Below are 14,169 nucleotides of genomic sequence, written 5' to 3'. Positions count from 1 at the left end.
AATCATCTAAGGTAGAAAAATTGGTAATTTTGGTAGTGTAACTTTAACTTCCCAAATCAAAATATCAATGATCTACTTCGCAAAAAGTAAAGTGGGAAATTAATTTTATGGAAATATCGCCAACTCAGTTTCCGGGTCAAAAAAGTGAATTTTTTCTGGAGTTAGTGATAACCATAGTTGCTCACCAGGTTGGACAAATCGGTCTGGTGGGATTCGCACTTGTAAGTAATTAGCTGTAGTAGCAGGTTGAGATCCTGGTTCGGCAATCTTAACGGCGAGAAAGGAATCGTTGCCGAGATTCTCTACTAAATCTACTTGCACTGGTAAATTTTTGGTGGCAGGCATACTCAAGTTTAAGTGTTCTGGACGAATGCCTAAAATTAGAGTTTTCCGATCGTATTTTTGTAGAGCTTTTCCCCAGACTTCTGGAAGAGTGAAACGAAACTGGGAATGCGTAATCAACTGTGGGGCATGAAATTCTACAGGTATAAAATTCATTGGTGGTGAACCAATGAACTCTGCGACAAAAAGATTGGCAGGACGGTTGTAAAGTTCTAGGGGAGAAGCAACTTGCTGAATTTTACCCTCAGACATAATCGCAATGCGATCGCCCATTGTCATCGCTTCTGTTTGATCGTGGGTGACGTAAATTGTCGTTGTCCCCAGTTGGCGCTGCAATTTCACAATTTGAGCGCGGGTTTCCGCCCGCAGTTTGGCATCTAAATTAGAAAGCGGCTCATCCATTAAGAATACTTGGGGGTCACGCGCGATCGCTCTTCCCAATGCAACCCGTTGTCTTTGTCCCCCAGATAGCTGTTTGGGTAAGCGATTCAGCAATGTTTCAATTTGTAACAGTTGAGCAACACTACGCACCTGTTGATCAACCGCCCGTTCCTGATCAGAAACATAGCGCAGTCCTTTAGGTAACTTTCTTGTCACCCCTACGAAGAGATTTTCTGCCCACGTCTGAAGATAGGGGGATGAGGGAGATGAGGGAGTAATTTCTACTCCTACTTCCCTGCTTCCCCTACGGCGTAACCCAAAGGCGATGTTGTCGTACACACTCATGTGGGGATAGAGGGCGTAATTTTGAAACACCATTGCGATATCGCGTTCTTTGGGTGGTAAGTCATTGATCAAGCGATCGCCTACCCAGATATTACCGCCAGTCATTACTTCCAAACCAGCGATTAACCGCAGCAAGGTGCTTTTACCACAACCAGAAGGGCCTACCAGCACCATAAACTCGCCATCTGCGATCGTCAGGTTAATCCGCCGCAAGACATTAACACTTCCCGCACGTTCTTGGGCTGCATCAGTTTTATCTCCAGAGGTGAAAGGAGATTGGTTTTGTGAGGTCACACTTTCCCCTTTACGTGGGGAAAAACTTTTATAAACGTTTTCTAAAACAACTTGAGACACAACTAATTATTGGATTGGGAATTGGGAATTGGGAATTGGAGGATAATTACGAATGACTAATGACAGTTTAGCGCCCATAATACACGTTCTCTGTAAATACGAAAAGTTAACAAAATAGTTTGCACTATCAAAAGCAAACTACGCTTAATTTTAGGGCTGTCAGGAGGTGTTGTTATGACTACCGATGTACCTAAAAATATTACCCAAGATCCAAGCGTTAATCCTGTCCATGACATTCTAGACGTACAAACCACAGATTGTTGCATTGTGGGTGGGGGGCCAGCCGGAGCAGTTTTGGCGCTGTTATTAGCGCGTCAAGACATTTCGGTGATGCTGCTGGAAACACACAAAGACTTCGATCGCGATTTTCGCGGTGATACTATTCATCCATCAGTGATGGAAATTATGGAAGAATTGGGACTTAGTAAAGCTTTGCTAGAACTCCCCCATGCAAAAATGCGCCAAATTAGGTTTAAAACTCCTGAAGATACCGTCACATTGGCAGATTTTAGCCATCTAAAAACCCGCTACCCCTACATTACAATGCTTCCCCAGGTGAAATTTCTGGAGTTCATCACTCAAGAAGCCCAAAAATATCCGAGTTTCCATCTGGTAATGGGTGCGAATGTGCAAGAATTAATTGCCGAAAATGGCGTAATTCAAGGTGTCCGCTATCGGGGAAGCGGTGGCTGGCATGAAGTTCTGGCAATACTGACAGTGGGTGCAGACGGTCGCCACTCACGTTTGCGCCACCTGGGTGAGTTTGAATCCATCGAAACGTCGCCGCCAATGGATGTTCTTTGGTTTCGCCTACCGCGTCAGCCAGAAGACTCAGAGGGGGGAATGGGGCGCTTTGGTCAAGGTAAAATCATCGCCATGCTTGATCGTGGTGATGAGTGGCAAGTTGCTTATGTCATCACCAAGGGAGGCTATCAACAACTGCGGGCTGAGGGTTTGGAGGAATTAAAAAAATCTGTTGTGGAAGTAGTACCAGAATTCCAGCAACGCATCGAAAATTTACATGATTGGTCACAAATAGCTTTTCTCTCGGTCGAATCTAGCCGCGTCAAACGCTGGTATCATCCAGGACTATTACTAATCGGTGATGCAGCTCATATAATGTCCCCCGTGGGTGGAGTTGGCATTAACTACGCGATTCAAGATGCTGTAGTTGCGGCGAATGTACTCAGCAAACCGCTTAAGAACCGAAAAGTACAACTTAGCGACCTAGCAAAAGTACAACGTCAACGCGAGTTACCCACACGCATCATTCAGGCGTTTCAAACTTTTATCCAAAAACGGGTATTTGCCCCCGTTCTCACCTCAAATAGCACCTTTGTACCACCTGCATTTTTGCGCTTCCCCATCTTGCGCGATCTACCAGCCAGGTTGATCGCCTTCGGTGTTTTTCCCTCTCACGTCAAGACTTAATTTTTGCCAAGAATTTTTGATATTTCTGGAATAGATGGTACACTTATACTACTCATGCAGAATTGAATGCTCAATTTAGTCAAGCGAAAGTGGCGGACGGTATACTTAATGCTGTTCAAAGCGATCGCTTGGCTTTTATGCTAGAAATAACTAAAAACTCAGGCATTATTAAAAAATGCGATCAATTAAACATATCTAGATATTAATTGGCACTACATAGAAAAATCCCTCTTTTTCAATCAGTACTTTTTGCAGTCAGGAGTAATTTTAATGAACAGCTGCGTTTTGATGGCGGAAATTATTAACGAGCCGCAACTCCGCTACACAGCAGACAATTTGGGAGTTACAGAAATGCTGGTGCAGTTTCCCAATTCCTTGAAACCAGAAGATCCGCCAGCTACCCTAAAAGTTGTCGGCTGGGGGAATTTAGCGACAGAAATCCAGCAAAACTATCACCAAGGCGATCGCGTCATCCTGGTAGGTCGTTTAGGCATGAATACTGTTCCGATGGAAGGTTTTAAAGAAAAACGTGCTGAATTGACAGTGCAACAAATTCAACCTGTTGGAGGTAGTTTTAATACCGATCCATTACCTTCTGCAACCGTAAATCAATCATTTGCTGAAACTACTCCCCGACAAGCATCTTCAGCATCTCGTCCTCCACAAAAAGAAGTTAACACTTACGATTCACCACGTCCAGCACCTACCCCAGCGCCAAGTTACGAACCCGTACCTCAACCCACAAATTATGAGCGAACCACTTATCCAGCAGTGAAAGAGCAAGAACCAGATCCAGATGATATTCCCTTCTAAAGTTGGTAGTTGAGCGTGTATTCAGTTTGCTAACTAACATTACAATTAGACAATTTCTACCAATAGCCATCCTTTAGGATGTGCTATTTTTTTGTCTGCGTTGATATTTTGCATCTTGTGGTAAAACATCACTGACTCCAGTGGCAAGTCAAGAATAAAGAACGATATATTCTTTTTGGACAGCGTTTCACTTTATAGGAAATGACTACATCTGACGAATTAGTTGGCATATTTGACCGTATCCGGGATGGGATTCAAGATGATAAAGATATTTTACTATTAGAAGAATTTCTGAAAAATAGCAATAATCAGAAAGTCCTACAAGTGGGCAATAACATTATAAATATTGCTGATGGCAAGGATATTCATATTGGCGATCGCACTTACTATAATACAGATGCTCAAACCATCAAAGCTGTTATTCAAGAAGTATTAACGGAGCTACTTCATAGTATTAATCCAGACAAACTGCCTCAAGAAAATTATGCTCAAGCTAATTTTTTATCTCAAACTGTAAATGAAGATTTACTAGAAAAAAGCAATTTACAAAAACAACAATCTACTCCTTCAATCCTACCAGCTATTACACAATTCGAGTTTGAAGTCATAACTGTAGACATTCAAGGAATAGAAACTAAGCGTTGTCTTAAACAAGCTGATTATTTTATAGAAAATTTAGCAGATGGCATTATATCGCAAATGGTTTCTATTGCTGGTGGTAAATTTCAAATGGGCGCACCTCAAGATGAATCTGAATCACTTGAAGATGAACGTCCCCAGCACATAGTAACTTTGAATCCATTTTTTATAGGTAAGTATCCTATTACTCAAGCCCAGTGGAGAGTTATTGCAAAGCTTCCAAAAATTAAACGCCGTCTTGAACTAGAGCCATCTTGTTTTAGAGGAGATAACTTACCTGTAGAAAGAATTTCTTGGTATGATGCACAAGAGTTTTGTGAGCGAATTTCACGAGAAACAGGAAGAAAATACCGCTTACCTAGCGAAGCTGAATGGGAATATGCCTGTCGTGCCCAAACATCAACTCCATTCCATTTTGGCAAAATAATTACGACTAATTTAGCAAATTATTGTGGACAAAGTGAAAATATTAATAGTATTTATCACCAGCAGACAACAGAAGTTGGCAGTTTTCTACCCAATACTTTTGGAATTTATGATATGCACGGCTTAGTCTGGGAATGGTGTGCTGACTATGAACACAAAGACTATCAAGGCGCACCATTAGATGGTAGCTCTTGGCTGAATGATGGAAATTCGGAATATCGAATTTTGCGGGGGGGTTCTTGGGATTCTCCTACTTATTTATGTCGTTCTGCATCTCGTTTTTCTGAAAATGCAAGTGTCACTGATAAAGAATTTGGTTTTCGGATTGTCTGTTCTTAGATGTCAATGTAATTAATTTTTAGTAAATTTTAAGTAGGATGTGTTACTACTAAATATATGCTTAACACACCATACAATAATTTGAGAATTATTATGTTATATAATTAATTGTAAAATTCTCGCTTTTATCTCATCGATAGATAATGAATCAGAAAATTGTATGCTTGTCTCTCTGCGAATTTGAACCTTATAATTTATTGATGATCTGCTACAGTGGTTTCTATAAGGATGAGAAAGCCAATTCCAGCTTCCTATTACAGCAAATTTAGTGTCACAAAGCAATATTTTTTCATTAGTTCCTCTACTTTCTATATGTATTTTTTTACCTAGACAAGTTAGATGCGAACCGGGATACTGAGAAAAGAGTTTCTCCAAATCTTTTTCAAGTTGAGCATCGTTTCCATCATTATCTTCGCTACCTTTATTACCATAAATTAGTCTAACCTTAACTCCTTTCTCCAAAGCTAAAACAATATCATTCACAAACCGTTTTGATTCATCATCACGAATCCAAGGCGTGACAATTGCCAATTCTTCTTCAGCTTGCTCAAGAGCTTCTCTAAAAACTTTTAAATGATCACAATCATAAACTAGAGTAGTTCCAGGCTGCTGCGGAGGTATTTCAGCTTCAGATTTGTAGTCTAAGATATCTCCATGCTCCCCAATGTGTTCAACAAGCTTACCAGTCAGTCTGCCTTTTTGTAATCTGTGAAGATTACCAACTAAAATAAATAGTTCTTTTGCTCTAGATACTGCAACATTAAGTAGGTTTGGGCGCTTATTAAGCCAATTAACATTATCTTGTCTTCCACACACTTTTGTAGATAAGATAATGACCTTTTTCTCAGAACCTTGGAAAGTGTGAATTGTCCCAACAGATTTTTTGTCTAATCCAGAGAATTTTTGAGTTAGCTCCTCTCTTAAAGCCATAGCATGAACATTAAAAGGAGAAATAACGCCGATATCTTGTAATGAATAACCTTGCTTTTGCAAGTGCTGGATTACATCAATCACAGCCAAAATTTCTTCATCATTAACATTCTTACTAATATTTCCCTCAACATGATAAGCAACTAAGTGTGAGTTTAATAAAGAAGTAACTAGTTCTGTTTTTACTTCTAATCCATATTTAGCAATAGCATTGCAATATTCAATAATGCTAGGTTGACAACGGTAATGCTCAATCAAACAAATCCCTTGACCTTTATCATTGTCTTCTCCAGTTGCTCCAGCAGCACGGTGATAGCTAGTAGCACTATGTTCTTCCTCTGGACTGTAACGATGGTAATCAAGTTCAGTTAATCCTCTGTCAATAAACGCTGTTTGGCGATAATCATCGCGTCTTTGGTTACTGAGAGTGATTACAGGCTCTATTTGTAGAGGATCGCCTACAATAATAGCTTTGCGCGATCGCACCAATAAGGGAAATGTTTGATGCAGAGGAATCATTCCCGCTTCATCTACAATTGTGCGGTCAACACATTCCTTAACCCAAGGAAGTATATTTCTGATGGAAAGCAATGTGCTAGTAATGACAGGAAAAAATAAACTCACATTTTTAAGATGCTCGTTTAGATTTTCTGCCATCTTCTTGATATCTTTGCGATCTCTAGAAAGAACATTTGAATACAGTTCTAAAGAAGATTTTACACGGTCTTTATAGCATAGTGCTTGTTGAATAAGCAATTCCTGTGATAACTTAAATAGTTCCTGCTGCTGTGCATGAAAATTTTGATGAAAGTAATCATAAAAATCTTCTAGTTGATTAGCCAACCTATTTCTTAAAAAAACTAACTCTTCATTTGCCTCATCTCTTTTTTGCTCTGTAGTTACAATATCTCCAGAAATATTTTGTAATCTTCCTGCTACAGTGTTTAACTCATCCGCTTTTGCTAGTCGTTCATTAACTAACCATGATTGTTGAATTAAATCATTGCGAGTTTCAGGAACTTTGATAGGAAATATAGTGTTAACAGTGTTTAAAATTGCTGGTTGACAGATTTCAGCCGTTCTTGTCAAAATCTGTCTTTCTGTTCTGCCAGAAAACCAAAGTAATATCTTCTTCCACCAAGATATTTTTCCTTCCGGTAGTCGCATTTTAGCAGTATTTAGTATGACCTCAAGTTGTCTATAAGCTTCTACTGGAAGTTTGTCATAGTCGGATAATTGTGATGCTCGTCTCTGAAAGCTCGTTCTGGTATCTAATATTTCTTCTAAATACTGTTGAAATGTTTGTATTTTTTCTAAAATTTCAGTAAGTCGTTTTTCATCTAAGATTCTTTGGCGACGTTTTTCTAAAAAATTAGATTCTTCAGCCTCTAACTCATTTTTAATTTGTTTTATTTGCTTTTTTAGAGTATCAAAACAGCTTTTGTCAAAAGTATTCTTTTGTAAATAGTCTAGTGCTTGCTGTAAATGTTCTAAAGCGCCACCAGTAGATTGGATATTAATTTGACTCCCTCCTTTAAGATACAGAAAATCATGTTCTAAAGATTTATCTTTTAACCAATCATCTAACTTGTCAATGACATTTTCAACAGCTTTGTTATTGGTACTACTAATAACAGTTAAGTTATTAATGTCTTGGTCAGTTTCAATTAGACTGAGTGCGCGTTGGACTACCTGTTGAGCAATGAGATGAAGGATAAGAGTCGTTTTCCCAGAACCTGGTGGCCCTTGGACAGCCGTCATTGCTTCGGTTTGGGCGTGCTTGAGTGCTGTTGATTGCGATTTAGTCGGTGCGTGGGTTGGGAAAGCACCCATATAAGTAACTTCGTGTTTTGGGATTTGAGGCAAACCGAACAAATATTCATAAGCTGGATGTCTTAGTTTTAACCAATTTTTGGAACCTGATTTAATTTCTTTCAAGTCTTGCTTGAGATTCCTAGAATATATTGCTCCTGTAAACGCAAACAAGTATGGCTGTCGTTGAATTTGGTAGCGACGAGGTATCGTAACGTGTTGCATCCACTCCTCATAGGTCTGAAATTCTTGCCCAAATGTGGTTTCAAGAAATCGTCGTAGTCCATCTTGGGTAATCAACTGTTCACGTTGTTCATCATCCAATCCAAGAAAGGTGGCTAGGTTATCTCCTGCTTCCATTAGTTTTAACTTATCAAGACTCCACCCAGTTTCTCGGTACTCTCCTTTGAGGATAGATGTTACATCCAAACTAAACAGAGGACAGAAAAAAGATTGTCCCTTGTCTACATCAATAAATTGGGGGAAAGACAATGCCCACAAAGTTTCCTGTTGACCTTGTTGCACTTTGGAAACTTTTTGTTGCAGTTCTAAAAAAATGGTTGACTCAATCAATACATGGTCGTTCGCTAGCTTGACACCACGCTGTTTTACCGTATCCTGATTAGCTGCTTCAATCCTAGCGTTGCTGTAATCATCCAAAGCAATGTAATCGAACCACGCATTGATAATTGCATCTACTTTGCTAGCTGCGTTCAAAATTACCTCCAGATTGCCTTACTGATTTAAGTTTTCTATGTATTATTATTAATTAACTGGGATACTAATAAAAATTACGCCAAGTATATATTTTACGCAGCAGTTATTTGTTGTACACATCACCAATATGCAGATAGCGAGCTTCATTAATATTCGTGATAAACTTTCCATACTGGTTTATCGTCTGGGCAATTTTATTAATCTTTTGTGTAGCTTGGGGTTTCACTTCATCCCATCCCTTATCAGGTAAACCTTTACCACCCTGAAGTTTGGCAATTACAAAATCCCCTGCATCCATATCAAAATGCGGAATTTGTTCTGCATTGAACAGCTTACGCGCACTTTCAGGAACAGTTTTACCTAAGTAATTCATTAAATTAGAAACCCGAACTTCTGTATCACCGGGCTGATTTCCAGCACCTTGCAAAGCTTCGAGAAAGTGATAAGTATAGATGCTACTTGATTCATCTTTTATCCAAGATTGTTGCTCTCCTTCAGAGGAAGTAAAAACTACTCTACCTTTGCCTTGTTTCAAATTATCAATCAAACCTTCAGATGGAGCAACACGAATAAAATCTTCAAATTCTTCTTCTAGCTCTAAATCGGCCTCTTTAGAAGTTGCCATTCCTGCTGCATGACAGCTATCAATCACAACTAATAAACGTTCTGCTTTTATCTGCCTTAATGCATCCGTGAAAGTTTCGGCTGCAAGTGCAGAATTAGCGAGTTTAGCTGGCTTAACATCATGTTGTAATAAATAATAGTTTTGTGTATTTTTATCTACCCAGCCATGTCCTGAATAATAAACAAATACCGTTGCATGTGGGTCTGTGGCTGATTTATCTTTTAACCAATTCAATCCTTCTAGAATAGCTGCTTTATTTGCTTCTTGATTATTTAGCACCCGAATATGATCTTTATCATCGTTATAGGCACATAGTTGCGGGTCAATTAAAGCAGCATAAATTGCTTGAGTATCTTTTACTGTTACTGGTAGCGAAAACTTACTATACTTAGACTCCCCTACACCAATTAATAGTGCATAACCATGAGTAAATTTATCGCTCACTTTCATTTAACTCTATCTATATAAGTTATACTTAAGCAATTTTACAGAGAATATCTATTACTTGTCTAAGTGTAACAAAGTATTAACTAAATTATCGGCATTTACAACATAAACACCATCAACTTGATTGCTAGAAATATTGACATTACCTTTTGTAAAACAAAGCAGTGCAGTCACCCACCGTGCGCTTTTTAAGTGTTTTACTTCTGTTGCTTGTCCTTTAACTTTGGCTATCAAATCACCTTCGTTAAAATCAAAGGTATTCCTGCCGTAGCGTTTACGTAGACGACCGCTTTCATAAACTTTAGTGCCGCTATGGGACTTAACATCGACTACGTACCACTTACCTTGAGGAGAATGCAACACTACATCTGCATCTCCCCATCTCCTAATTCGGAGGTTGTATTCTAATTTCCATCCTTGATGTTCCAAAGGGCGCAATAATTTAGCTACTTCGGTTTCGGCTGTAGCACCACGTTGAGCATCACTCGCTCTTTTCATTAAGTGTTGCCCATTACGATACAGGTAGGATGAGCCTACCAATGCCCCTAGCGAGAGCAACATCCCCACAAAAGAAGTTCTGAAGATACTGAATAACAGTACTGTCCCCATGAGAACAAGCACTGCAAATGCATAACTCAGCATTGCAGACTGGCGACGATCATTAACCAATTTACGGATTTGTTCTCCTGGCTGTTTTGTTCGTGGTGGCAATTTTTTTAGTTAATTCTATTATGTTAAAGACTGGAACTCTGAAAACAGAGGATACCATGAGCCGATGACGATTTGCAGAAATCACAAGCAGTTGGACATCGCAAATGTGTATATATTGTGGAAGTATGTGATGTTTGTTGTGGGTGAAAAACTGCTAGAGAGCCAGTCCAGTAGAAGTAGTTGACAAGATGCACAGTTTTTGCAGAGGCTAAATTATTGGAGAATACGGTATTAGGAGTCTTGCACTATGCGTCCATTAATCTGGAACCCACCAATCTCCCTGTCAACGAAAGAAGAAAAAGTCGTAAAACGTATACGCAAAGCGAAATTATTCGTATTTTTGAGGCAAATACGCCACGAATTATTTGACTCAGACTTTCAAACCGAGTTAGCAACGGTATTCAAAGACAGTAGTGTCGGGTTATGTCCAATAGCACCTGCACAACTAGCACTTGTAGTCATCCTACAAGCATATACAGGGGTTTCAGATGAGGAGGCAATGGAAGCGATTGAAATGAATAGACGATGGCAACTAGTTTTAGATTGTCTCGATTGCGAACAATCACCTTTTGGCAAAGGAACATTAGTAAGATTTCGTGCGCTTTTAATGTCTAAATCGTTTGATAGAAGGCTAGTAGAGAAAACAATTGAAATGGCACATGTGAGCAAAGGTTACAATTCCAAGTCATTAAGAGTAGCGTTAGATTCAAGCCCATTATGGGGAGCAGCAAGAGTTGAAGATACGTACAACTTATTAGGTCATGCACTCAGGAAAGCACTAGAAGTAATAGCCCAAAATTATCAACAGGATTTAGCAACTGTTGCAGCGACTATGGGGGCAGATATTATCACGGGAACGAGCCTGAAAGCCGCTTTGGATTTAGATTGGGATGACCCAGAAGCTCGTAATGTGGAACTGTCTACAATATTGCAAGCATTAAACTCAGTTGAATCTTGCGTCACACAAAAAACAGATTTGGATGACTTGACAACCAAGCGTGTAAACAAAAGCATTCAAGATGCAAGACAAATTGAAGCGCAGGATGTCGAGGAGGCAGTGGATGGTTCCCCAAAGCTCCGTAAAGGTGTTGCTAAGGAAAGACGCATTTCAATTGAGGATCAGGATATGCGTCATGGTCGTAAAAGCCGTAGTCAAAAAGTTGACGGTTACAAACGTCATGTTCTCAAAGATTTAGAACTGCAAATGATCAGGGCTGTTGGTGTTACCAGAGCAAATGAACCGGAAGCATCTGTAACTACAGAGATTGAGTCCGATTTAAATGCCCAGCAATTAACTCTCGAAAACATCAAAGAATTGCAAATTGACCGTGCATATTTGGTTAGTCATTGGGTTAAACAGCGCATCCCAGGTATGACTATTGTTTGTAAAGCTTGGAAAGTTCAAAACGGTAAGTTTTTTGATAAAAAAGCTTTTGTTCTCGATTGGGAAAATCATTTAATTCGTTGTCCCAATGAAGTCACTTTACCATTTACAGAGGGGAGTGTTGTTCACTTCTCCAAACACGAATGTGACAGTTGTCCAAAACGTTCTCAATGTACCCAGAGCAAGCTTGATCGTAGCATCTCAATTCACCCAGATGAGTCTTTACTTGTGGAACTCCGCGAACGTCAAACCACTGAAAGCGGACGTGCCAAACTCCGCGAACGTGTCAGTGTTGAGCATACTCTTGCTCATATTGGTCAATGGCAAGGAGATAAAGCTCGCTACATTGGCTTACGTAAAAACCTTTTTGACCTTCGACGTATGGCTGTTGTCCACAATCTCCACGTTCTTGCTCGGATATCCGATACTACTCAAGAAATGGCTAGCTTTAACAATCCACAATCTGTTTAGTTTGTCAACACCTTCTACTGGACTGGCTCTCTAGGGAGCGTAAAAACCAGATTTGTCGGCATAATAGATCAAAGCTCTTGTTAAAATCCAAATAATTTTAAGATAATATTTCTACCCAACTCCTATGAGAGAAACTGTCCTAGAGGTTCGCAATTTACAAGTTGAATTTCCCGGTGATGGCAACATTAACAGAGCTTTGGATGGTATTTCCTTTAGCCTACATCGAGGTGAAACTCTAGGAATAGTCGGAGAATCGGGGAGTGGTAAATCAGTGACAGCCCTAGCTGTGATGGGTTTGTTGCAAACTCCCGGTATAGTTACTGGCGGTGAAATCTGGTTTCGTCCCCAGGAGAATGGCAACCCCATCGATTTGGTAAAATTGCCTCCTGAGCAAATGCAGCTATACCGGGGTGGCGATATTGCGATGATTTTTCAAGAACCGATGAGTTCGCTTAATCCGGTTTATAACATTGGGTTTCAGCTAACAGAAGCGATTGTGCGACATCAAAATGTCTCAGTATCCCAAGCAAGACAAATTGCGATCGCAGGTTTGCAAGAGGTTAAACTTTTACCTAGTGATGAGGAGATCCAGCAGCAGTATACCGAAACTTCATCAAAACCAGAACCATCAAAGTTGGCACGGTTGGTTAAAGAACACAAAGAAGCCATGCTAGAACGCTACCCTCATGAACTTTCTGGGGGTCAGTTGCAACGGGTAATGATTGCAATGGCAATTTCTTGCAACCCTTTAATCTTAATTGCCGATGAACCAACCACAGCTTTAGATGTGACGGTGCAAGCGACTATTTTGGACTTGTTGCGAGACTTGCAGCAAAGCCGTGATATGGCAATGATTTTCATCACCCACGACTTGGGGCTAATTTCGGAAATTGCTGACGAAGTAGCGGTGATGTATAAAGGCAAAGTTGTCGAATCTGGGACTGCTGAACAAATTTTTAGCAGTCCCCAGCATCCATATACTAAAGGTTTGATAGCTTGTCGCCCTAAACTTGACCGCCGTCCCCAAAAATTACTCACCGTTTCTGACTACATGAGTGCAGAGGAGACAGCAACGGGACAAGTAGTTATTCAGGCAAAAGAACCCGCACAACCCATAGATGTCACCACCGAAGAGATTGCTACAAGATTGGCAAACTTCAATGAATTGGAACCCCTGCTGCAAATCCGCAACCTGAAAGTTGGTTTTCCGGTGCGCGGGGTATTTGGTGGAACAAAACGCTACAATATGGCAGTGAATGGCGTTTCTTTTGATGTCAAACCAGGGGAAACACTAGGTTTGGTGGGAGAATCTGGTTGTGGTAAAACTACCCTTGGCAGAACCCTGCTGCGCTTAATTGAACCGATGAGTGGTCAAATTATCTTTGAGAAACAAGATATTACTAGCCTCAAAGGTGAACCGTTGCAAAAACTGCGGCGGGAAATGCAAATAGTCTTCCAAAATCCTTTTAGTTCCCTCGATCCCCGGATGAAGGTTGGGGACGCGGTGATGGAACCGTTGTTAATTCACGCTGTTGGTAAGACAAAGCAACAACGAAAGCAGCGAGTAATCGAACTTTTAGAACGGGTAGGGTTGAGTGCAGATGCAATTAACCGCTATCCTCATCAATTTTCTGGTGGTCAACGCCAACGGATTTGCATAGCCCGTTCTTTGGCATTGAATCCTAAGTTTATCATCTGCGATGAATCAGTATCAGCGCTGGATGTTTCTGTACAGGCGCAGGTATTAAATCTTCTCAAAGAATTACAGTCAGATTTTCAGCTTACTTATATCTTTATTTCTCACGATTTAAGTGTGGTGAAATTTATGAGCGATCGCATTTTAGTTATGAATCGCGGTCAAATTGTTGAACAAGGGACATCTGAAAGCATTTACCTGGAACCGAAAGAGGAATACACGCAAAAATTAATTGCAGCGATTCCTACTGGTAGTCCTGAACGCGTGCGAAGTCGTCATTTACGGGCTTCGTAGTTAGGAATAAGA

Annotated in this window: 9 protein-coding genes; 5 read left to right on the top strand and 4 right to left on the bottom strand. The window is 40.1% G+C overall.

Annotated elements, in window-relative coordinates:
• Nucleotides 1-105 precede the first annotated feature (105 nt).
• Nucleotides 106-1,422, bottom strand: a complete 1,317-nt coding sequence (locus V7K98_RS13750; RefSeq protein WP_335022627.1) for an ABC transporter ATP-binding protein — start codon at nucleotides 1,420-1,422, stop codon at nucleotides 106-108.
• Between the two features lie 174 nt (nucleotides 1,423-1,596).
• Between V7K98_RS13750 and V7K98_RS13745 the strand changes: the two genes are divergently transcribed.
• The 3 genes from V7K98_RS13745 (at nucleotide 1,597) to V7K98_RS13735 (ending at nucleotide 5,070) form a co-directional block, all read left to right on the top strand.
• A complete protein-coding gene (locus tag V7K98_RS13745; RefSeq protein WP_335022625.1) occupies nucleotides 1,597-2,853 on the top strand; it encodes an FAD-dependent oxidoreductase in 1,257 nt (418 codons plus the stop codon).
• 270 nt (nucleotides 2,854-3,123) lie between these two features.
• Nucleotides 3,124-3,666: a single-stranded DNA-binding protein gene (locus tag V7K98_RS13740; RefSeq protein WP_335022623.1), complete on the top strand. Its 543-nt coding sequence runs from the start codon at nucleotides 3,124-3,126 to the stop codon at nucleotides 3,664-3,666.
• A gap of 201 nt (nucleotides 3,667-3,867) precedes the next feature.
• On the top strand, nucleotides 3,868-5,070 hold the full coding sequence (locus V7K98_RS13735) for an SUMF1/EgtB/PvdO family nonheme iron enzyme (protein WP_335022621.1): 1,203 nt from the start codon (nucleotides 3,868-3,870) through the stop codon (nucleotides 5,068-5,070).
• Nucleotides 5,071-5,166: 96 nt separating this feature from the next.
• On the opposite strand, the gene V7K98_RS13730 is transcribed toward V7K98_RS13735, so the two are convergent.
• The 3 genes from V7K98_RS13730 to V7K98_RS13720 form a co-directional block, all read right to left on the bottom strand.
• Entirely contained in the window at nucleotides 5,167-8,529 is a 3,363-nt protein-coding gene (locus tag V7K98_RS13730; RefSeq protein ID WP_335022619.1) for an AAA domain-containing protein, read from the bottom strand.
• A gap of 103 nt (nucleotides 8,530-8,632) precedes the next feature.
• Nucleotides 8,633-9,604: a caspase family protein gene (locus tag V7K98_RS13725; RefSeq protein ID WP_335022617.1), complete on the bottom strand. Its 972-nt coding sequence runs from the start codon at nucleotides 9,602-9,604 to the stop codon at nucleotides 8,633-8,635.
• A gap of 51 nt (nucleotides 9,605-9,655) precedes the next feature.
• Complete coding sequence (locus tag V7K98_RS13720; protein WP_335022615.1) at nucleotides 9,656-10,312, bottom strand: nuclease-related domain-containing protein; 657 nt, start codon at nucleotides 10,310-10,312, stop codon at nucleotides 9,656-9,658.
• Nucleotides 10,313-10,559: 247 nt separating this feature from the next.
• On the opposite strand from V7K98_RS13720, the gene V7K98_RS13715 reads away from it, so the two are divergent.
• Nucleotides 10,560-12,167, top strand: coding sequence for an IS1182 family transposase (locus tag V7K98_RS13715; RefSeq protein WP_335022613.1), 1,608 nt, complete (start codon nucleotides 10,560-10,562; stop codon nucleotides 12,165-12,167).
• Nucleotides 12,168-12,291: 124 nt separating this feature from the next.
• Nucleotides 12,292-14,157: an ABC transporter ATP-binding protein gene (locus V7K98_RS13710; RefSeq protein WP_335022611.1), complete on the top strand. Its 1,866-nt coding sequence runs from the start codon at nucleotides 12,292-12,294 to the stop codon at nucleotides 14,155-14,157.
• The last annotated feature ends 12 nt before the right edge of the window (nucleotides 14,158-14,169 follow it).

It is taken from the genome of Nostoc sp. (assembly GCF_036917435.1).
GTDB lineage: Bacteria > Cyanobacteriota > Cyanobacteriia > Cyanobacteriales > Nostocaceae > Nostoc.
Note: the sequence above shows the minus strand (reverse complement) of the source record. Positions and strands in the feature narration are given on the sequence as shown.

Excerpts from the sequence above, each read along its gene's own strand:
- V7K98_RS13745 (WP_335022625.1), top strand. The coding sequence starts at position 1,597 with ATGACTACCGATGTACCTAAAAATATTACCCAAGATCCAAGCGTTAAT.
- V7K98_RS13740 (WP_335022623.1), top strand. The coding sequence starts at position 3,124 with ATGAACAGCTGCGTTTTGATGGCGGAAATTATTAACGAGCCGCAACTC.
- V7K98_RS13735 (WP_335022621.1), top strand. The coding sequence starts at position 3,868 with ATGACTACATCTGACGAATTAGTTGGCATATTTGACCGTATCCGGGAT.
- V7K98_RS13725 (WP_335022617.1), bottom strand. The coding sequence starts at position 9,604 with ATGAAAGTGAGCGATAAATTTACTCATGGTTATGCACTATTAATTGGT.
- V7K98_RS13715 (WP_335022613.1), top strand. The coding sequence starts at position 10,560 with ATGCGTCCATTAATCTGGAACCCACCAATCTCCCTGTCAACGAAAGAA.
- V7K98_RS13710 (WP_335022611.1), top strand. The coding sequence starts at position 12,292 with ATGAGAGAAACTGTCCTAGAGGTTCGCAATTTACAAGTTGAATTTCCC.